The sequence below is a fragment of the Levilactobacillus enshiensis genome, assembly GCF_007115095.1.
Lineage (GTDB): Bacteria > Bacillota > Bacilli > Lactobacillales > Lactobacillaceae > Levilactobacillus > Levilactobacillus enshiensis.
Window position 1 is genome coordinate 22,975 of record NZ_SULH01000008.1, and the last position, 20,690, is coordinate 43,664.

The 20,690-nt window shown below is 48.9% G+C and carries 18 protein-coding genes; all 18 read right to left on the bottom strand.

Features of this window, described 5'->3' with window-relative positions; all coding sequences use genetic code 11:
• Positions 1 to 23 precede the first annotated feature (23 nt).
• The 18 genes from grpE to frr all read right to left on the bottom strand — a co-directional run bounded on the left by grpE (position 24) and on the right by frr (position 20,690).
• Positions 24 to 629, bottom strand: a complete 606-nt coding sequence (grpE, locus tag FAY32_RS09120) for a nucleotide exchange factor GrpE (RefSeq protein WP_143463133.1) — start codon at positions 627 to 629, stop codon at positions 24 to 26.
• Between the two features lie 18 nt (positions 630 to 647).
• Entirely contained in the window at positions 648 to 1,685 is a 1,038-nt protein-coding gene (gene hrcA / locus FAY32_RS09125) for a heat-inducible transcriptional repressor HrcA (RefSeq protein ID WP_143463134.1), read from the bottom strand.
• A 448-nt stretch (positions 1,686 to 2,133) separates the two neighbouring features.
• Positions 2,134 to 3,087, bottom strand: a complete 954-nt coding sequence (ribF, locus tag FAY32_RS09130; RefSeq protein ID WP_143463135.1) for a riboflavin biosynthesis protein RibF — start codon at positions 3,085 to 3,087, stop codon at positions 2,134 to 2,136.
• A 22-nt stretch (positions 3,088 to 3,109) separates the two neighbouring features.
• Entirely contained in the window at positions 3,110 to 4,018 is a 909-nt protein-coding gene (gene truB, locus FAY32_RS09135) for a tRNA pseudouridine(55) synthase TruB (protein WP_143463136.1), read from the bottom strand.
• 337 nt (positions 4,019 to 4,355) lie between these two features.
• Positions 4,356 to 4,706 (bottom strand): 30S ribosome-binding factor RbfA, encoded by a 351-nt coding sequence (rbfA, locus tag FAY32_RS09140; RefSeq protein WP_048735925.1) that lies wholly within the window; start codon positions 4,704 to 4,706, stop codon positions 4,356 to 4,358.
• 21 nt (positions 4,707 to 4,727) lie between these two features.
• Positions 4,728 to 7,148: a translation initiation factor IF-2 gene (infB, locus tag FAY32_RS09145; RefSeq protein ID WP_143463137.1), complete on the bottom strand. Its 2,421-nt coding sequence runs from the start codon at positions 7,146 to 7,148 to the stop codon at positions 4,728 to 4,730.
• Between the two features lie 47 nt (positions 7,149 to 7,195).
• The gene (locus FAY32_RS09150) at positions 7,196 to 7,498 is read right to left on the bottom strand and encodes a L7Ae/L30e/S12e/Gadd45 family ribosomal protein (protein WP_143463138.1); all 303 of its coding nucleotides are present in this window, start codon (positions 7,496 to 7,498) and stop codon (positions 7,196 to 7,198) included.
• Positions 7,491 to 7,787 (bottom strand): RNase P modulator RnpM, encoded by a 297-nt coding sequence (gene rnpM, locus FAY32_RS09155; protein WP_143463139.1) that lies wholly within the window; start codon positions 7,785 to 7,787, stop codon positions 7,491 to 7,493. Before rnpM ends, FAY32_RS09150 begins: the two co-directional genes overlap by 8 nt.
• A gap of 26 nt (positions 7,788 to 7,813) precedes the next feature.
• Positions 7,814 to 9,085, bottom strand: a complete 1,272-nt coding sequence (gene nusA / locus FAY32_RS09160) for a transcription termination factor NusA (RefSeq protein WP_143463140.1) — start codon at positions 9,083 to 9,085, stop codon at positions 7,814 to 7,816.
• A 23-nt stretch (positions 9,086 to 9,108) separates the two neighbouring features.
• Positions 9,109 to 9,582 (bottom strand): ribosome maturation factor RimP, encoded by a 474-nt coding sequence (rimP, locus tag FAY32_RS09165; RefSeq protein WP_143463141.1) that lies wholly within the window; start codon positions 9,580 to 9,582, stop codon positions 9,109 to 9,111.
• A gap of 130 nt (positions 9,583 to 9,712) precedes the next feature.
• The gene (locus FAY32_RS09170; RefSeq protein ID WP_143463142.1) at positions 9,713 to 9,985 is read right to left on the bottom strand and encodes a hypothetical protein; all 273 of its coding nucleotides are present in this window, start codon (positions 9,983 to 9,985) and stop codon (positions 9,713 to 9,715) included.
• A gap of 382 nt (positions 9,986 to 10,367) precedes the next feature.
• Positions 10,368 to 14,705: a PolC-type DNA polymerase III gene (locus FAY32_RS09175; protein WP_143463143.1), complete on the bottom strand. Its 4,338-nt coding sequence runs from the start codon at positions 14,703 to 14,705 to the stop codon at positions 10,368 to 10,370.
• A gap of 146 nt (positions 14,706 to 14,851) precedes the next feature.
• The gene (locus FAY32_RS09180) at positions 14,852 to 16,564 is read right to left on the bottom strand and encodes a proline--tRNA ligase (RefSeq protein WP_143463144.1); all 1,713 of its coding nucleotides are present in this window, start codon (positions 16,562 to 16,564) and stop codon (positions 14,852 to 14,854) included.
• Positions 16,565 to 16,599: 35 nt separating this feature from the next.
• The gene (gene rseP / locus FAY32_RS09185) at positions 16,600 to 17,877 is read right to left on the bottom strand and encodes an RIP metalloprotease RseP (RefSeq protein ID WP_143463245.1); all 1,278 of its coding nucleotides are present in this window, start codon (positions 17,875 to 17,877) and stop codon (positions 16,600 to 16,602) included.
• 100 nt (positions 17,878 to 17,977) lie between these two features.
• Positions 17,978 to 18,766 (bottom strand): phosphatidate cytidylyltransferase, encoded by a 789-nt coding sequence (locus FAY32_RS09190; RefSeq protein ID WP_143463145.1) that lies wholly within the window; start codon positions 18,764 to 18,766, stop codon positions 17,978 to 17,980.
• A gap of 26 nt (positions 18,767 to 18,792) precedes the next feature.
• Positions 18,793 to 19,578, bottom strand: coding sequence for an isoprenyl transferase (locus FAY32_RS09195; protein ID WP_225428325.1), 786 nt, complete (start codon positions 19,576 to 19,578; stop codon positions 18,793 to 18,795).
• Between the two features lie 106 nt (positions 19,579 to 19,684).
• Entirely contained in the window at positions 19,685 to 20,104 is a 420-nt protein-coding gene (locus tag FAY32_RS09200) for a hypothetical protein (RefSeq protein ID WP_143463147.1), read from the bottom strand.
• Positions 20,105 to 20,132: 28 nt separating this feature from the next.
• Positions 20,133 to 20,690, bottom strand: a complete 558-nt coding sequence (gene frr, locus FAY32_RS09205; protein ID WP_143463148.1) for a ribosome recycling factor — start codon at positions 20,688 to 20,690, stop codon at positions 20,133 to 20,135.

The window sequence follows — 20,690 nt, forward strand, 5'->3', positions numbered from 1 at the left end:
TCTTTTATAGTTTATTTATAAATTTATTGTGCAACGACGACCATTGCTGGTCGAAGAACTCGGTCCTTCAATAGATAACCCTTCTGGAGCACCTTCACCACGGTATCAGCCGTTTGTCCCGCTTCAACGGGGACCGACTGGACGGCTTGGTGCTGCGTTGGATCAAACTTTTGACCGATGGCGGAAATTTCCGTCACGTTGTTTCGCTTCAAAGCATCCTCCAAATGATCATAAGTCATCTGGACACCCTTCTTCAGCTGTGCGGCGGTATCTTCCGTTGCCTCCACCGCTAAAGCGCGTTCCAAATTGTCGATCACGGGAAGCACATCTTTAGCGAGTTGCTGACCATCATACTTGATCAACGTGGCTTGTTCCTTTTGGAAACGAGTCTGCATGTTCTGCACTTCGGCTTCGGCCCGAAGATACTTATCTTCAAAGTCACTTGCCTTTTGTTTCAGTGCAGCGACCTCGGCAGCCGTTGCTACTGGCTTAGCAGCTTCAGTAGCGGCCTTCGAGTCGGTCTTTGGTTGGTCTTTTGCTTGCGCATCCTTGGCTTTGCCAGCGGATTGCTGTGCGGCGGCTTTAGTCGCCGTTTGGTCATCAGTGGACGGTTGTTGCTTGTCAGCCACGATAAAACCTCCCTTTCTTTACTCGTCGTAAAACCGGTAGTAATCCAGTAGTTTTTTCGCGAGCTCTTCACGAAACGCACCGACAATTCCCAGCATTCGCGAATAAGGCATTCGCGTGGGCCCTAGAATGGCAATCATGCCACGGCCATGCTGGTTCACATCGTAAGTGGCGGTGATCAAACTGAAGTTCCGTAACGCATCGTTGGTCATCTCATTACCGATCTGAACGGAGATCTTATCGTCCGGTCGACCTAAGACATTAGCGATGTCGTCGGTCTTGTCGATCAACGAGTACAACGACTTCAGTGAATCCACATCGCTATCCTGAGAGAAGTTCAGTAGATTGAGCCGCCCGCCAACGTAGAAGCGTTCTTGGGCTGCCCTGGTCAAAACATCCCCAAAGATATCCAAGAACCCTTGTGGACTCTGTAGATAATTGGCGATCTTCATCGGAATATCCGCCTGTAACTTCTTCACCACTTCTGGTAAGGTCAAGCCGACCAATTGATCATTGATCAAACGGACGACCGCCTCCAACTGGTCACCAGTGACGGACTCGTTGACGTCAAATGTTTGGTTCTCCACATCACCACTATCGGTCACGAGAATGGCCATCACTTGCCGTTTCCCCAATGGGACTAAACGAAATCCACTGAGGCGACTGTCCTTCAACTCCGGCTTCAAGGTGAACGCTGTGTAACTCGTCAGGTTAGACAGAATTGTCGCGGACTGCGAAATAATTTCGTCAATCTTATGAAAATCCCCGCCTAACGACGATTGAATCACGTCCATATCGTTGGGTCGCAATGGATCCGGCTTGACGAGATGGTCAACGTAATACCGGTAGCCTTCAACTGAAGGAATTCGGCCAGAAGACGAGTGGGTCTTTTTAATCAGGCCCAATTCTTCCAACGCCGCCATCTCATTACGAATTGTCGCTGAGCTTACGTGGATGGGCAACTGCTTGGCTAGTGCCTTTGACCCCACCGGAACCCCGGTGTTAGTAAAGTCGCGGACAACGGCTCGCAGAATCATCATTTGTCTTTCTGAAAGCATCACAATCACCCCTTTTTTAGCACTCAAACAATACAAGTGCTAAGACACATATATAATGTAGCAAAACCCGGTTTTGAAGTCAAGAAATCTGGTAGACTTTTTAGCAATCTCGGCTATTAAGTGCTAAAAAAGTTCTTTTTGCTTTCGAGTTAACCTTATTTTCATTAAAGCAACCGGGTTCCAACTCTGATTAACTTCGCCATAAGCCATAACCACCGTGACTTTTTCTAGGTAACCTCCCCCGTTTAAGCTCGACCCATGGCACTTAAACCTGCTCACCTGTAGGTTAACCGTGCCATTCTACCTAAATGGTCACGACTTCGCCACTAATCTATCAACTCCCAATCTCCGGTTGACACGCTGCCGTACCGCCTTTGCCATGACCAATCAAAAAAGTGACCATCCTCATCAACCTATTCGGCCATCAAGATCATCACTTCAGTCATTCCTAAATTTTGTTGGCCACGCCTTGAAAGTACTCACGCGTCGCTGCTTCATCTTGCTTTAATTGCACAACCAACGGGTCCACGCCAGCAAACTTAATTTCGCCCCGTAACCGGTGGTGCCACTCCACTTCGACCGGTTCCCCATATAGATTACCCTGAAAGTCAAGCAGGTTCATTTCAACCGTAATGGGGCGATCATCGCCGAAGGTCACGTTTCGACCGACAGAGACCATTCCAGGATACCAGATGGCCCCAACTTTTAGCCGTGCCGTGTAAATACCAATTCCAGGGATCCACTCATTTTCTGGCGTCATCACGTTAGCCGTGGGATAACCAATCGTGCGGCCCCGGGCTTCACCATGAACGACGAGGCCATTTGAGCGATACGTGTAGCCCAGCAACTGGTTGACCTTATCAATGTCACCAGCCTTCATGGCTTGACGAATGCGGCTAGAGCTGATTTTTTCATGACCACTAGCCTTTTCCGCAACCGTGACGACCTCAAAACGGTCCTGAGCGTATTCAGGCAACCGTGCCATTGTGGCCACATCCTTTTTTCCATACGTGTGATCAAAACCCGCCACAGCCACGATCGTATGAAACCCAATCAGGTAGTGATCAACGAACTGTTGTGGCGTCTGGGAAGCAAACTCACCGGTATAGTTGACCAAAAAGACCCGGTCAACGCCCAACCGGTCCAACTGATGCAGTTTGCGGTCCGTCGTGCTTAAGTATTTACGGTCATCGGCTTCCAGCGGCCGATAGACCAGTGCCGGATGATGGTCGTAGGTCAATACGGCTAACTTGACACCCTTGGCCTGAGCAATCATTTTTGCCCGTTCAATGACCGCCTGATGACCCAAGTGAACGCCATCAAAGAATCCCATGGCGAGGACAACTGGCTCATCAGGAATCTGACGTGAATCTAATGGATGATGTATGCGTATAACTTCCATGGTGAACTTCCTTTACTGAGAATTAATTAACCGTAAACATTTTTAGTGGTTTATATTGCTTTTTTTCTGGCACCCACTGGTAAAGGCACTTAGTCCGGCCCTGGTAGGTCAACGCGACGACTGGCGCCGTACTGGCCATTTCCTCTGGCGTTAGGAAAACACCATTTTTGACCAGCCCCCACAGCTTATCGGAGAGGGCGACATGGGGGTAATCTTGCAGGGCATAATCGATGGGCCGTAGAATCGTACTCAGGTCATCCGCAGCCATCGCGGCCTCAACTTGCGCCAAGGTCACCGTCTGGGCCAACGTAAAGCCGCCACTCTTATGACGCGTTAAAGAAGCCATGACAGCTGGTACACCTAACTGACGGCCTAAATCAACGGCAAGTGTCCGGACATACGTCCCCTTGGAGCACGCCACTTCAAATGCCACCGTTTGCGTCCCAGCTGCAGCGTCAAACGTCCCCGCATCTGTCAACGAAAAGTGCTCCACGGTAATGGTCCTGGTTGGCCGTTCAACGGTCTCACCAGCTCTGGCATACTCATACAACTTACGACCATTCACCTTGACCGCCGAGTACATCGGTGGTGTTTGTTGAATCGTCCCAGTCAATTTGGTCGTGGCTGCAGTCAACTGTGCCAACGTGAACGGCTGCGTCAGTGGTTGTCGATCAATCACGTCACCGTCAAGATCTTCCGTAGTCGTGGCTAACCCTAGCGTGACGGTTCCCCGGTACATCTTTCCGGATCCCATCAGATAAGGCACAACCTTCGTTGCTGAACCGATACAGATCGGCAAAACGCCATCGACGCTAGGATCTAACGTCCCACTATGACCGACTTTCTTCGTGTGTAAAATGTGACGCAGCTTAGCAACGCAGTCAAAACTGGTCAAGCCACGTTCTTTGTACAGGGGAATAATCCCGTCCATGATGGTGCCTCCGCTTCTTATCTTCTTAATCATTCGTTTAGGTCATCTGCCACACTTGAACTGACAGCTAAAATACGATCATGTGCATTGCTAAAAAAACCGTACACGGCGTAACATTTAGTTTACCACAATTTCCTATTTCCTCGCTACTTTGGCCATTCTTCCCGCCACATTCCGCCCCAGATTTGGCAACGGGTTAATCTTCGACGAGTGATCCCCAGGGGTTATCGGCTGGTGATTGACAACTCTCCTGAAAACTGCGACGACCACCAACTTCCAAATTTTGGTTCAAAAAAGGCATTGATCATCACCGACCAATGCCTTTTAACGACCGCAATTACTCGCGGTGATGAAGTTCATTTAAGAGTTCATCGATATGACTCCCATAACGGACTGACGAATCCTGTTCGAAAGTCAGTTCTGGTGTCTTATAGATGCTTAAGCGTGAGCCCAATTCAGAGCGAATCAAACCAGTGGCCTTATTGAGTCCCTGTTGGGTCTTCTCAGCAGAAGACGCCTTGTCTGATAAAATGCTGTAGTAAATTGTGGCTTGCTGCAAGTCACCAGTGACTTCCACACCAGTAACGGTGACACCCTCGACCCGCGGATCGCGGACACGCTTTAGTAAAATATCCGTAACTTCCCGTTGGATCTCTTGTTCCAACCGGCCAACTCGATATTGTGCCATAGACGTTTTGCCTCCGAATCTTTATTTAACGGGAACTTCCTTCATCACGTAGGCTTCGATAACGTCGTCTACCTTGATGTCGTTGTAGTTCTCGATAGTCAATCCTAGTTCATAACCCATCTTAACTTGCTTGACGTCGTCCTTGAAACGCTTCAGACTGCCCAGCTTACCTTCGTAGATGACAACGCCATCACGAATCAAGCGAACGTCACTATCTGACGTCACGTAGCCTTCGGTAACCATCCCACCGACGATTGTACCGACTTTAGAAGCATGGAAAATATCCTTAACTTCAATTTCACCGATAACTTCTTCTTCGTAGGTTGGTTCCAGCATCCCCTTCATCGCCGTCTCGATTTCATCGATGGCGTTGTAGATGACGTTGTGCAAGCGAATGTCGACCTTGTCGCCATCGGCTTGTGCCCGGGCCTGTGGTGTTGGCCGAACGTTGAACCCAATGATGATGGCGTCTGAGGCTTCAGCCAGAGTAACGTCACTTTCATTGATAGCCCCAACGGCGGAGTGAATAATGTTGACCCGAACACCGGAAACATCGATCTTCTTCAAACTACCAGCTAAGGCTTCAACGGAACCTTGAACGTCAGCCTTGATGATGACGTCAACTTCCTTCATTTCGCCTTCCTTAAGGGAATCGAAGAGGTTGTCCAACGTCACATGGCTGGTGTTACCACGTTCCTTGACCAAGGCTTCCTTGGCCCGTTCTTCACCAGCTGCCCGGGCCGTCTTTTCGTCATCAAAGACGACAAACCGGTCGCCGGCTTCTGGCACATCATTTAACCCGGTGATTTCAACTGGCGTAGAAGGTACGGCATCTTTGATCCGCCGACCACGTTCGTTGACCATCGTCCGGACACGACCAAAGGTATTCCCAACCACGATTGGGTCCCCAACGTGCAGGGTTCCTTGTTGAACCAATAAGGTTGCAACGGAACCTTGGCCTTGATCCAAACGTGCTTCGATCACACTACCAGCACCATTTTGAACAGGGTTAGCCTTCAATTCAAGCACTTCGGATTGAAGTAAGATCATGTCGAGCAATTCGTCGATGTTCTTCCCAAACTTCGCAGAAATTTCAACGAAGATGGTGTCGCCACCCCAGTCTTCAGGAATCAATTCGTATTCCGTCAGTTGTTCCATGACGTGGTTCGGGTTAGCACCCGGCTTATCGATCTTGTTCACGGCAACGATGATTGGTGTCCCCGCAGCCTTCGCATGGTGAATGGCTTCGATGGTTTGTGGCATGACACCATCATCGGCAGCCACGACCAGCACGGTGATGTCGGTAATTTCGGCACCACGCGCCCGCATTTCGGTAAAGGCCGCATGTCCTGGCGTATCCAAGAAGGTAATTAGCTTGTCATTGTAGTGGACTTGGTAAGCCCCAATGGCCTGTGTGATCCCACCGGCTTCACCCTCAGTAATGTGAGAATGACGCAAATGATCCAGCAACGTCGTCTTCCCATGGTCAACGTGACCCATGATCGTAACGACAGGTGCCCGTGATACTTGGTGATCCTTGTTAGCCATTTCGGCGTCAAAGAACTTGTCGATATCACTAACGTCGACTTCAACCTTTTCTTGTGCTTCGATACCATAGTCGTCCGCTAAGACTTCAATCGTATCCTTGTCCAAGGATTGGTTTTGGTTGACCATGACACCCAACATGAAGAGTTTCTTCACAATTTCAGCTGAAGAACGGTGTAAGATCTTTGCCAAGTCTTGCGCGTTCATGCCATCCGTATAGACTAAGACTTCTGGTAAAGCCTTGTTCTTACGTTCTGGTGCGCCCTTGTGTTGGTTCGTATCTTTAATCCGTTGATTCTTCTTATAACGGTTATTATTATTGTTTCGGCGACGGTTATTGCGGTTGTTCCGGTTATTCCGGCCCCCGCGACTGTTGCTGCTATTGCTACTCCGCCGACCATTACTATTATTTGTATTATTATTCAAGCTTCCACCAAATCTGCCGGTACCGGTATTGTGTTGTTCACTGTGATTACTGCCGGTCTGGCCATTATTTTTATTGTTGTTCCGTTGTTGATTATTGTTCCCACTAGCATTTCGGTTACCACTGGCCGCACCATTATTACTGTTGTTACTGTGCGGCCGGCTATTGGCTGGCTTCCCCTGATGACTGTTGCCGCCATTAGCAGTTGCCTTATGGGTCGTCTGGTTCCCCGTCCCGTTGCTGTGGTTAGCCGGCCGAGCAGCCTGCATTTTCACGGGTTGTTTGGCCGAGGATGTTGCTTTAGAGGTTGACTGCTTTGGTTGAAAAGCAGCCCGTAACTGACGTTCTTCGTTCTCGCCGAGCGTTGACATATGGTTTTTCACCGGAAAGCCTTTTTCTTCGGCCTTCGCGATGATCTGTTTACTGGAGACATTAATTTCTTTGGCGAGTTCATAAATTCGCTTTTTCCCCATATCTTCACTCTCCTTCATATTCTACCGATCACGAGAACGTCAGGTGGCTACTCTAATAGTTGGTGTAACTTCCGGACAAATCCCGGATCAGTAATGGCAATGACCGTGCGCGCCGACCCGATGGCCGTGCTCAACTGGTCTTTGGTAAACGATTCATTCAATGGGACATCGTAGCTCGTTGTTTTGTCACGAAACTGTTTTTGACTTGTCTTACCAGCATCACTGGCCATTAACACAAGTTTCGCAGAACCGTCACGCACAGCAGCTAAGACAAAGGATTCGCCGGTGACCAGCTTACCTGCTCGCCGAACCAACCCCAACAATTGTAAAGCGCGCTCAGAATTAGTCATTGTTAAATAATTCCCGCCGTGCTTGCTGATGGTCAACGTACGCAATGAGATCATCGTAGAATTGATCATCGATTTTAACGCCAAAGGTATGGTCGAAAGTCCGTTCCTGCTTAGCTTTCTTAGCGATGGCCACATCTAAACTGATGTAGGCGCCACGGCCAGACTGCTTGCCGGTCGGATCGATACTAACCTCTTGTTCTTGGTTCCGGACAATGCGGACCAATTGCTTCTTGGGCGCCATTTCCCCGGTCACAATATCCTTGCGCATGGGGACTTTCCGTTGTTTCATGGACCCAAACCTCCTTAAGGTGGACGTTATTCGGCCGTTTGGTCGTCAGCGTCGCTGGTAGTTTCACTCGTTGGTTCTGCGGCATCCGTCTCAGGTGCGTCATCGGCTTCAGGTGCATCATCAGTGGCGACTGAATCTGCAGCCGTAGCTGGCGTCACCGTAGCTTCTGCATCAGCCGTCTCAACGTCGTCAGTGGCGACATCTTCGTTATCAGGAGCTACGTCTGCTGACGCGTCATTTTCCTGATCAGCTTCCATTATAGCAGATGCTTCGGATTCTGATTTAATATCAATCTTATAACCGGTTAACTTAGCGGCTAAACGGGCATTTTGGCCCCGCTTACCGATAGCCAGGGACAATTGATAGTCAGGAACGACGACTTCACAAGCACGTTCGTTATTGGGATCAAAGATAACATCTAAGACTTCGGCAGGATTCAAAGCGTTCGCAATAAACTTCGCTTCGTCTTCAGTCCATTCAACGATATCCATGTTTTCGCCACCAAGTTCATTCACGATGGTTTGAACCCGTTGACCACGGGGACCAACACTCGTTCCCACTGGGTCGATATCAGGATTATTTGAACGAACAGCCACCTTGGCCCGGTCACCAGCTTCACGCGCGATCGCCATGATTTCCACGGTCCCGTCGTAAATTTCTGGAACTTCTTGTTCAAACAAACGCTTCAACAAGTCGGCGTGCGTCCGGCTAACGAAGACTTGTGGGCCCTTCGTTGCGTTTTCAACACGGGTCACGTAAACCTTGATTCGGTCATGAATCCGGTACGTTTCGTTAGGCATTTGATCCTGACGCCCCATCACGGCTTCGACCTTACCTAAACTCACGTAAACGAAACGAGAATCTTGGCGTTCAACCTCACCAGTAACGATTTCATTTTCGTATTGGCTGTATTGGTTGTAAATGATGTTTCGTTCAGCTTCTCGAACCCGTTGCAAAATGACTTGTTTAGCCGTCTGTGCAGCGATACGACCAAAGTTCTTTGGCGTTACTTCAAACTTAATGTCATCGCCCAGTTCATAACCCTTGTTGATCGTCAGGGCTTCATCTAAGCTAACTTCCAAGCGTGAATCGTAGACTTGGTCAACGACCTTCTTCACAGCAAAAACGTGAATGTCACCCTTCCGTTGATCAAAGTTGACTTCAACGTTTTGGGCTTGATCGTAGTTTCGCTTGTACGCTGAAACTAAAGCGGCTTCCAGGGCATCGATCACGATTTGTTTGTCGATTCCCTTTTCCGTTTCGAGGACGTCTAAGGCCCCCAATAATTCTTTACTCATGGTGTGCTACGCTCCTTATTTAGTTAGAACTTGATAGCTAAACGGGCTTGCGCAATGGCATCGCGAGGAATCGTCAGGGTCTTAATGCGCCCCTTCAAATTAACCTTGAGATCCATGCTATCATCCGTCAACGTTACTAACGTTCCTTCATAAACCTTGCTTTGGCCGATCTTTTGATACAGCGAAACGTGAATGTAATCACCCACGGCTCGTTCAAAATCTTCCGGCTTCTTTAACGGTCGTTCAGCTCCCGGTGAAGATACCTCCAAGAAGTACGCTTGAGGAATAGGATCTGGATCAAGCGAGTCCATTTTTTCGGACACCTCATCACTGACCATCGCGCATTCTTCAATGTTGATACCACCAGGCTTATCAATGTAGAGCCGCAGGTACCAGCTCTTACCTTCCTTGACAAATTCAACGTCAACTAATTCAAACTGATGCTGCGCCACGATTGGCTGAGCTAGGTCTGTTACGGTCTCGACGACAGTACTCAAAAAATTCCGCCTCCTACATTTTTCCATTAAAAAGAGTGAGCATTGACTGCTCACTCATTTAAAAAACGAGTTTAACTACAAACACTAGAATACACCAGTTCTCCGGCGATTGCAACCATTGCGCCACCTGCTATTCACACGTCAGCAGGAGCAAAATGAATCCGGCTGCCGTAATAAACTCAAACACCAGAAAGTTCAACCGCGTCGTTGCCATCGCCCGTAAACTGATAGCCTTGATAACCGTCAGTACAAATGCTGCCAGGAAGTAAGCCACAACCAACGCCAAGAATGGGGTCGCAGCCACGGTTGCCAGAGTGCCGAACAGAATATATCCCAAACCAATCAAACAATAACCTGCTAGAAAAATCCACCCATCTGGTAAGCCTACAAATCGCCGTAACATGGTGAACACCCGCTTTCGGTAAAGTTTATTAATGGTTCTATTATTCCTCACCACTAGTATAACATGAAACAGTCGTTTTGTAAGCGGTTACAACTGGTTAATCATACGAGTTTAGCTAGCTCATTTACAGCAATATCGGTTAAAAGTCGACTGCCCTACGGCTACTAGAGGTGCCGCTTTTATAGCAGTCACTGTTACGTCCGCGACAACCGCCAATTTTTTCCAAAACACGATAAAAAACTGCCGCTGCTATCCAATAGAAACAGATAACAGTGGCAGTCTTAGGTCGTTAACTAAAGGTTGAAAGCTCCAAAGTACGGTTCATGCCTGTTCTACCAACAACAGTAGCCCTAAAAGTAGGCAACTTGGTAGCCTGGCCGGCTTACATCATGTCATCAAACAAGCTCAACTGGTTTTCATCTGGTAACCCAGTTAGAACCCCATTTTCTGTCATGAAGTCGATAATCGTCTTGGAAACTTTGCCCCGTTTAGCCAAGTCTTCTTTCGAAATAAAGGGGCGGTCGTTTCTGGCAGCCACGATTTGCTTAGCGACGTTCAACCCCAGCCCTGGTGCGGCTTGGAACGGTGCAATTAGTGTATCGCCATCAATGATCCAATCGGCCGCATCGGAGCGGTTCAAATCGATCATCTTGAACTTGAAGCCACGTTCGAGCATTTCGTTGGCCAGTTCCAGTACCGTCAACAAGTTTTTGTCCTTGGTCGACGCATCCATTCCTTGGTCATTAATTGCCTTCATCGCTGCCTTCACAGCCGTTTTCCCTTGTGACATGGCCACAACATCGAAGTCGTCAGCCCGGACGGAAAAGTAAGCGGCGTAGTAAATGATTGGGAAGTAAACCTTAAAGTAAGCCACCCGTAACGCCATCAAGACATAAGCGGCGGCATGGGCCCGCGGGAACATGTACTTGATCTTTAGACAAGAATCAATGTACCAGTCCGGACAGTCCGTTTGTTTCATCTTCTCTTGCCACTCGTCAGGAATCCCGCGACCCTTCCGCACGTGTTCCATTACTTGGAAGGAGGTTTCGGAATCCAGACCGAAGTTGATCAAGTCGGTCATGATGTTATCCCGACAACCAATCACGTTAGCAATGGTTGCGGTTCCTGCCTTGATTAACTCTTCAGCGTTGCCTAACCACACATCCGTCCCGTGGGACAGACCAGAGATTTGGAGCAACTGCGAGTAATTCTTGGGGTGGGTTTCTTCCAGCATTCCCCGGACAAAGCGCGTCCCAAATTCCGGCACACCCAAGGTCCCTGTCTTAGACTGGATCTGTTCTGGTGTGACACCCAGCGAATCCGTACCGGAGAACAGGGCCATCACACCTGGGTCGTCCATTGGAATCGTCTGCGGATCGACCCCGGACAAATCTTGCAAAGTCCGAATCATGGTCGGGTCATCATGTCCCAGAATATCGATTTTCAAAATATTATCATGGATCGAATGGAAATCAAAGTGGGTCGTTTGCCAGGCAGCGGTCTGATCATCGGCCGGATACTGGATTGGTGTAAAGTCATAGATCTCCATGTAATCTGGCACAACGATGATCCCCGCGGGGTGTTGACCCGTGGTCCGTTTAACCCCGGTGGCCCCCTTCGCCAGGCGATCAATCTCAGCGCCCCGGAAAGTCTGTTCCGTATCGCGCTCGTAAGCCTTCACGTACCCATAGGCAGTCTTATCAGCGACTGTCCCAATCGTCCCAGCTCGGTAAACATTCTTCTCACCGAACAAAACTTTGGTATAGTTATGCGCGATGGGTTGGTAGTCTCCAGAGAAGTTCAAATCGATATCAGGAACCTTGTTTCCTTTGAATCCTAAGAACGTTTCGAACGGAATGTTGTGCCCATCGCCAATCATCAGCGTGCCACACTTTGGACAGTTCTTTTCGGGTAAATCGTATCCCGAACTGTACTCCCCTTTGGTGTAGAAGTGCGAGTACTGGCAGTTAGGACAGCGGTAGTGTGGCGGCAAGGGATTAACCTCGGTAATTCCGGTAAATGTCGCCACAACACTGGATCCAACGGACCCCCGTGACCCAACCAAATACCCATCCTTATTGGACTTGGCTACTAACCGTTGGGCAATCAAATAAATCACGGAGAACCCGTTACCAATGATCGACTTCAATTCTCGGTCAACTCGATGCTGGACCAATTCTGGTAGTGGATCGCCATACCATGCATGGGCGGTATCCATGGTCCGTTGCCGAATTTCGTCTTCGGCACCCTCCATTCGAGGCGTATACAGCTTATCCTTCAAAGGATGGACTTCGTCGATATCATTGGCAATCTTCTGCGTGTTCGTCACGACGATTTCTTTGGCCACGTCTTCGCCCAAATAGGCAAAGTCCGCCAACATTTCGTCGGTCGTCAAAAAGTGCACATCTGGCAATTCTTGCCGGTTCAACGGGTTAGCCCCACCCTGCGAATGAATCAGAATTTTTCGATAAATGTAGTCCTCGGGATTCAGGTAGTGCACATCCCCCGTTGCTACAACTGGTTTGTTCAAGTCATGGCCCAGCTTGACCATATTGCCAACGATTTCTTTCAGGTTTGCCTCATCGGCAATTAAACCGGAGTCAATCAGAGGTTGATAAGCCGCTTTAGGTTGCACTTCGAGATAATCGTAGTACTTCGCCTTAGCAGCCGCTTCGACTTGCCCCTTTTGCATCATCGCCGTGAAGACTTCACCCGAAGAACAAGCGGAACCAACGATGATTCCCTCACGATAGTGGTCGAGCACGCTCCGTGGTACTCGTGGCACCCGGTAGTAATAATCCACGTTGGAAGCAGAAACCAGCTTGAACATATTCTTCAGACCCGCCTGCGTCTTCGCAATTAGAATGGCATGACTCGGTCGCGCATGTTTATAGGCATCGTTATCAGTCATGTGATCGTTCAACTGATCATGGTACTGGATATCGTAACGGTCCTCAGCATCCTTCAAGAACAGATAGTTCAAGTGACCGGTCGATTCCGCATCATAGACCGCCCGGTGATGATGTTCCAGGCTCACGTGGAATCGCTTGGCCAACGTGTTTAACCGGTAACTCTTTAGTGTGGGGTACAAGAACCGCGCCAGCGTTAAGGTGTCGATAATTGGATTACTGATTTCCGACATGCCGTGCCGTTGATAACCCGTATTCATGAACCCAACGTCAAACGTCACGTTATGCCCAACGATAATGGCATCGCCACAGAATTCCCGGAAAAGTTTGAAAACCTCTTCTTCCGACTTCGACCCGGCAACCATGTCATCGGTGATACTCGTCAAATTCGTGGTCTGCTCGGATAGTGGGAACCCCGGATCGATGAACTCTTCAAACTGGTCAATGACGTTCTTGTGCTGCATCTTAACGGCTGACAATTCAATGACCTTGTCATAAATGGCAGATAATCCGGTGGTTTCCACGTCAAAGACGACGTACGTGGCACCGTCTAATGGCACGTGTGCGCTGTTATATCCAATTGGCACCCCATCATCCACTAGGTTAGCTTCGACCCCGTAGAGCATCTTAATACCGGCCTTAGCACTAGCGTTAAAGGCAGCGGGGAAGCCTTGCACATCGGCGTGGTCCGTAATTGCCAGTGCCGGCATGCCCCATTTTTTCGCTTGTTTCACGTAATCTTCAATGGGATTGGTGGCGTCCATCTGACTCATGGTCGTGTGCAGGTGAAGCTCGACTCGTTTCTCATCAGCTGGTGCCGTGTCCTGGCGACTAGCATGTTTAACTTCGTTGATGTCGTAGGCGTTCAGTGCCAGATCACGCATAAAGCTATCCTCTTGGACACTTCCCCGAACCTTGACCCAGCTTCCTTCGGTGACTCCGGCAAATTGGGCCTCATCTTCGGCGCCGCGGGAGAACTTTTTGACCACGATCGATGACGTATAGTCAGTGATCTTAATCGTCAACAATTGCCGACCAGAACGGAGTTTCCGCACTTCCTTGTCAAAGACGTAACCTTCAACGATGACCGAGCGCTCCTCTTGAACAATGTCAACCATCCGCATGATGGGTTGATCACCCTTAATGGTCTTCCCAATCTGTGTGGGACCCTCAGCGGCTGGTGTATCGCCCTGACTCTGTCGTTTCTGGTTTGCTTTCTCAATGGCCGCCGCAGCCTGTTGAGCAAGTTGAGCGTCCGTTTTTTCTTGCCGGGCCTTGAACTCGTCAATCTTAGCTTGTGACCTCGACTCATCGATCATGACGTGAATATTAAACTTAGGGAAACCCGCGTTGCGGTAGGTATCCTCAATTGGCCCTAACGCCTGATTACTCAAGAAGTCCTTCACGACCTCATTTTGTGCATACAAGAGTACCCGGCCATCCGGATCGAGTTCCGGTACCTGGGACTGACACAACTCCTGAATTAAGTTGCTGGTCAGCCCACTATTCTTGACGACCCACTGCCAATAGTCGCCTAAAGCACGGTTCGTGAGCGTCGGTTCAGCGATTAAAAAGGTATTTTCAACCGTTGCAATCTCCCGAAAGGCCATCTGCAGGTGGTTTTGGAATTCCGCAAAGGCCGTAAATGGTAAAATACTGGGCACATTTAAATAGAAATGCCACCGCCGTGATTGTTCATGAACCGTCAAGTGGTCAATCGTAGCTGTTTGAAAGTACGGTTGCTCGGCCGCACTGGTTAAATCTAATTGTTGTAAGAGCTTTTCAAATAAAGCATGGCGATCTTCGTCCACGAGCGAACTCCTTTCAACTGTCTTGCTTACAAGTTATCTTGATATACAACTATTACAGATTATCATTCTGCACAGCACCCATTGTCGTCCAACCGATGCGATTAGAATGAAAAAAGCCAGCATCTTTGCTGGCCTTTTCAAGTGTGCTAGTCAATGTCTTTGAATAAGATCTCAACGGTGCTAGCAACTTCGTCTTTAATGACTTCGACCGTTTCACCAGTCTTACGAATCTTAATTTCAACGATGCCTTCGCCAGCTTTCTTACCAATCGTGATCCGCACAGGAATTCCCATGAGATCAGAATCAGCAAACTTAACGCCTGGCCGTTCTTTGCGGTCATCAGTCAGAACACGGTAACCCTTGGCCGTCAACTGTTCTTCCAGCTCGGTCGTCAGGTTGGCTTGGTCTTCCTTCTTCAGGTTAACGGGAACCAAGTGAATGTCAAATGGTGCAATATTGCGGGGCCAAACCAGGCCATTTTCGTCGGCTTGTTGTTCGGCAATCGCCGACAATAGCCGGCTGACACCGATACCGTAGCAGCCCATAATGACTGGCTTCTGCCGGCCACCTTCGTCAAGCACCGTGGCATTCATCGCGTCTGAATACCGGGTCCCCAACTTGAAGATATGCCCGATTTCAATGCCCTTCGTAAACTTCAACACGCCGGAACCATCTGGCGACAAATCGCCAGGTTGGACGTCCCGCAGATCGGCATAAGCATCTACCCGGAAGTCACGGCCGGCATTGGCGTTGATGTAGTGGAAACCATCTTCATCAGCACCCACGGCAACGTTGGCCATGTCACCCACGTATTGGTCGGCTAAGATTTTGACATCTTCGCCAACGCCAACTGGGCCAAGTGATCCAAAGTTCGCATTCAGGTACTTTTGCGCGTCTTCAGGCGTTGCCGGATCTAAGAAGTCTGCACCCAAGTAGTTCTTCAGCTTCGTCTCATTAACTTCATGATCACCACGAACGAGAACCATCACAGGTTGTTCCTTGTCGGCTACGTATAACATACTCTTGACCAGCGCAGACGGCTTAACGTCCAAGAATTCGGCCAGTTCATCGATGGTCTTCGCACCGGGGGTCGCAATCTTCTTTAGCTCCTCTGGTTGGGCATGAGACTTTTTGCTAATGAAGAGGCTCTTCGCCATCTCCAAGTTAGCCGCATAATCGGAGGAATCGGAGTAAACGATGGTGTCTTCCCCGACTGGTGCGATGGCAGAGAATTCTTTGGAGTCCTTGCCACCCATAGCCCCACCATCACCAACGATGGCCCGATAATTCAAGCCAACCCGGTCAAAGATGTTTTCATAGGCTTGTTCCATTTGACTATAGATTCGGTCAAGGTCTTCATCGTTAATGGAGAAAGAATAAGCGTCCTTCATGATGAACTCGCGACCTCGAAGCAACCCATAACGTGGCCGGTCTTCATCCCGATATTTGGGCTGAATCTGGTACATGACCAACGGCAAGCGTTTGTAAGACTTGATGGCATCGCGAATCAACATGGTATACGTTTCTTCGTGTGTTGGACCCAAAATAAAGTCGCTGTCGTGCCGGTTCTTAAACTTAAACAAGTTGGGGCCGTATGTCTCGTAACGACCAGATTCTTGCCAGAGTGTTGCGGGTAAAATGGCTGGCATCAACGTCTCTACGGCATCGATCTTATCCATTTCCTCACGAATAATCTTTTCGATATTTTCAACCACCCGGTAGGCCAATGGCAAGTAAGCATAAACTCCTGCAGTGACCTGCCGAATGTATCCTGCCCGCAACATCATTTGATGGCTAAGCGCTTCTGCCCCATTCGGTACTTCTTTCAAAGTTGGAATGAGTAGTTTCGATTGTTTCATAGTTAAATATTCCCTTCTCGTAACGACCGAATTTGTTAATGAATGAAGTAACGTTCAATATCGTTCCACGTCACTAACAACATGAGTAGAACCAAGAACCCTACCCCCACCAACGTAATTGCTGCTTCCACATTTTCTGAAAGCGGCTTGCGTCGAATGGCTTCAATAAAGTTTAATAATATTTTACCACCATCTAAGGCTGGAATTGGCAGTAAATTGACGATTGCCAAGTTAATTGACAGGAAGGCCAGGAAATTCAAGACCCCAATCACCCCGTATTGTGTGGCCTGAGAGGTCGTCGCAAAGATTGCCACGGGGCCACCCAAGTCATTTAAGCTAAAGTGACCGGAAACCATGTGCCACAACGCCCCAAACAAGGCCTTGGTCATCGTCCAAGTCTGCGTAAACCCGGACGCAAGAATCGCACCGATGTGCTTGTCCTGTGCTTGCGTAATGCCAATCATTCCAACCGTCTTGCCGTTGGACTTTTCACCAGCCGGCGTTAACGTAATCTTGCGGGTCGTGTTCCCACGTTTAACGGTCAGAACTGTCTGCTTGTTAGCTAAAGGCTGAATCGCTGTACTCAAATCTGTCCAGCTCGTCGTCTTCTTACCGTTGACTGCTGTAATCCTGTCGTTGGACTGCAGACCAGCCTTTTTAGCAACAGAAACGGGAGCGCTTGCCACCTGAACTTGGTTAGTCCCCATGGCAACACCACCTTGAACAAACGACATCAGCATAAAGGTCACAATGGCCAACAAAATGTTGTTCATCGGTCCGGCAAAATTGGTCATCAACCGGCGACCTAACGAGGCGGCCTGAAATTGAACGTCCTTCGGGGCAATCTGTAATTCAGTCCCATCACTTTCAATGATGGTGGCGTCATGGGCAACTGGGTAGCGTTTGACCTCAGCTTCATCCCCATTTTCGTACCCTTCGATCCACAGTTCATTTTCCAGATCCGTACCGGTAACCTCTAACGGAATTCCGTTAAATAGTGTTGATTTCTTACTCGTATTGATTCGTTCAACTTTGCCTTCGTTCCCAACGTATAAACTCACGGGAGTCCCCGGCTTTAGCTCTTCCTCGTCATCTTCGGCGCCCGCCATACGGACGTACCCACCAACTGGCAGTAAGCGCAACGTATAGGTCGTGCCATCCTTGCCCCGGTGATAGACGAGCTTGGGCCCCATCCCAATGGAAAATTCCCGCACTAAAATGCCGCCGCGCTTGGCGAAATAAAAGTGACCGAATTCATGCACGATGACCAAGATTCCAAACACAATGATAAAGGTAATAATCGTCGTAATCACAGATGTCGTCCCTTCTTCAATTCGTAGTAACTCCCCAACTTTTTTCTCTGCCACCTAGCATACCCTAAGCACCCTAGACGGCGCAAGCGAACAGCGAGGACTAAATCAAACCGAACAAGTGGATGACTGGCAGTACCAACAGTAAGCTATCAAACCGGTCCAAAATACCACCGTGGCCCGGTAAGATCTTCCCAGAATCCTTTACGCCATAGTAGCGTTTCAGCGCAGATTCGACTAAATCCCCAAATTGACCGACCACAGAGAAGATCAACGTCAATAGGATCATGACGCCTAAACTCAAATGACCCACTGGGAAGAAGTACCAAAAGACACTCCCAACGATGGTCCCGACAACGGAACCCCCGATAGACCCTTCCCAGGTCTTATTAGGGCTAATGTGCGGTGCCAACTTGTTTCGACCGAACTTCCGACCAATCATATAGGCGCCAGAATCCGTCGTCCAAACAATAAACAACGCGTACAGCAAGGCAACTAAACTAACCGCTCTGGCAGCAATAAAGAAATGAAACCCGATTCCGATATACAGCATGCTCAGGGTAATCACCCCAGCATCGTCAAAGGAGAACCGGTTGCGTGACACCACCGTCCGTAACAAAAGTAACAGCACGAATAGGTACACGATGTACCAAGGACTCAGGAATTTTGGCAAATCCGCCCACCAACTCTGTGGTGCAATGACTGCTAGAATCCCGATTCCAGAAATAATGGCTTCTGCACTCACCAACAACTTCTTGCGCATAATCAGAATTTCCGATAAGGCCACTAGCCCCAGTGCAAATCCCGCAATATCGATCCAAATATGACCCGCAACGATAATGGGAATAAATATAATTAAGGCGACAACCGCCGTGATAACCCGTTGTTTCATCTTCCAAGCTCCTTAGTTTCTTAAAATTACCCCTTAGCGGGCGTCAACCCACCGAACCGACGGTGGCGCTGTTGATATTCATAAATCGCTTGTTCTAACGCCGTCTGATCAAAATCAGGCCAGTGTTGTTGCGTAAACACAAATTCACTATAAGCAACTTGCCACAACATGAAGTTCGACAGACGTTCCTCACCACTTGTCCGAATCAACAGATCCGGATCACGAAGCTCAGCCAGGTCCGCCGTCATCAACTGCTGGTCAATCGCTACTTCATCAATGGCTGCCGGATCCAACTTACCCGCCTTGACCGCTTCAGCAAGCTTCTGCACTGCCGTAACGATTTCAGCCCGACCACCGTAATTTAACGCAAAGTTCAGGACCATCCCAGTACAATTCGCAGTATCGGCAATCGCATCGCGAACGGCCTTTTGCGTTGCCGCCGGTAGCTTATCCGTGTAGCCCATGACTTTAACGCGAATATTATTTTTGATCAAGTCTGGCACGAACGTTCCAAAGAAGTCGACGGGCAACTTCATGAGGTAATTGACTTCAGCGGTTGGCCGTTTCCAATTTTCAGTTGAGAAGGCGTACAGCGTCAACACCTTCACCCCTAAATGACTAGCCGCGGTGGCCACCGTCTTCACAGTATCCATCCCTTGCTTGTGACCGGCGATTCGTGGCAAATGGCGTTGTTGCGCCCACCGGCCATTACCATCCATGATAATAGCGACGTGAGCGGGGATATTGGCTTCATCAAGGTGAAGCTCTTCCACCTCGCCCGTCGATTGATTTTTATTTAAGAATGAAAACACAGCGCACCTCCATTGGTCTTTACAACCTCTCATCATAACAAAAAAAGGGCCGGGAAACTATCCCGGCCCCCAAATTGAGCGAAATCTTTAGCTTTTGACCGGCTGATTACTCGATTAACCGCCATTCACCACGTTTAGCATCTGCCAACGTGCCGAAGTAGCTTAGCAGCTTGTTGGCGTCATCGGCACTAACTTGGCCTAAGAGGTTCAAGCCTTCCCCAGTTGGTAGTGGGTCAGATAAATCGGTAATTTCATTGCCGTTTTCAATCGTTGCCTTAGAGAACGCAACAATCCAATCGTCCCCAATCAATTGGGTTACCACGAAGAACAAGTTGAAGTCATCACTGACAAAGGCGGGTTGGGCATACACACCGTCTTGAATTTGTTCCAGTTCTGCACCGTTATAGTTCAAGATTGAAATATTTTCAGCGTTAACTTCGTTGTTCAGACGAAAAACCATCTTCCCAAACTCTTCCGTGCCTGGGGTGATTTCTACGTTTTGTTGATCTTGGTTATCTTCTGCCATCTTAAAACGCTCCTTACTCTAATCAGATTTAGTCAGTTAAGACTTCTTTTTCTTTATCAGCTGCAATTGCATCGACACCCTTGATAGCCTTGTCAGTCACCTTTTGGACTTGATCCTCTAGGTTGTGCAAGTCATCATCAGTGTAATCGCCGTCTTTGTGGCCCTTCTTGATGCTGTCCATGGCGTCCCGACGAACGTTCCGCACAGCAACCTTGCCTTCTTCGGCAGTGGCCTTTACACGCTTAGCAATTTCCTTACGCCGTTCCTCAGTCAGTTGTGGAATGACCAACCGAATGGCCGTCCCATCATTGGCAGGGGTAATCCCAACGTCTGATTCCATGATTCCTTTTTCGATGTCTTCAAGTGCAGACTTATCGTATGGAGTCACCATCAAAATACGAGGTTCAGGAATCGTGATGGAAGCGACTTGATTCAATGGTGTTTGTGCACCATAGTAGTTCACCATGACCCGGTTTAAAATACTAGCGTTGGCCCGACCAGCACGAATCGTTCCCAATTCACGCTTGAGAGCCTCTTCCGCCTTTTTCATCTTTGATTCTGCAGTAGTAATTATCTGATCAGCCAT

Excerpts from the sequence above, each read along its gene's own strand:
- hrcA (WP_143463134.1), bottom strand. The coding sequence starts at position 1,685 with ATGCTTTCAGAAAGACAAATGATGATTCTGCGAGCCGTTGTCCGCGAC.
- ribF (WP_143463135.1), bottom strand. The coding sequence starts at position 3,087 with ATGGAAGTTATACGCATACATCATCCATTAGATTCACGTCAGATTCCT.
- truB (WP_143463136.1), bottom strand. The coding sequence starts at position 4,018 with ATGGACGGGATTATTCCCCTGTACAAAGAACGTGGCTTGACCAGTTTT.
- rbfA (WP_048735925.1), bottom strand. The coding sequence starts at position 4,706 with ATGGCACAATATCGAGTTGGCCGGTTGGAACAAGAGATCCAACGGGAA.
- infB (WP_143463137.1), bottom strand. The coding sequence starts at position 7,148 with ATGGGGAAAAAGCGAATTTATGAACTCGCCAAAGAAATTAATGTCTCC.
- FAY32_RS09150 (WP_143463138.1), bottom strand. The coding sequence starts at position 7,498 with ATGACTAATTCTGAGCGCGCTTTACAATTGTTGGGGTTGGTTCGGCGA.
- rnpM (WP_143463139.1), bottom strand. The coding sequence starts at position 7,787 with ATGAAACAACGGAAAGTCCCCATGCGCAAGGATATTGTGACCGGGGAA.
- nusA (WP_143463140.1), bottom strand. The coding sequence starts at position 9,085 with ATGAGTAAAGAATTATTGGGGGCCTTAGACGTCCTCGAAACGGAAAAG.
- FAY32_RS09170 (WP_143463142.1), bottom strand. The coding sequence starts at position 9,985 with ATGTTACGGCGATTTGTAGGCTTACCAGATGGGTGGATTTTTCTAGCA.
- FAY32_RS09180 (WP_143463144.1), bottom strand. The coding sequence starts at position 16,564 with ATGAAACAATCGAAACTACTCATTCCAACTTTGAAAGAAGTACCGAAT.
- FAY32_RS09190 (WP_143463145.1), bottom strand. The coding sequence starts at position 18,766 with ATGAAACAACGGGTTATCACGGCGGTTGTCGCCTTAATTATATTTATT.
- FAY32_RS09200 (WP_143463147.1), bottom strand. The coding sequence starts at position 20,104 with ATGGCAGAAGATAACCAAGATCAACAAAACGTAGAAATCACCCCAGGC.
- frr (WP_143463148.1), bottom strand. The coding sequence starts at position 20,690 with ATGGCTGATCAGATAATTACTACTGCAGAATCAAAGATGAAAAAGGCG.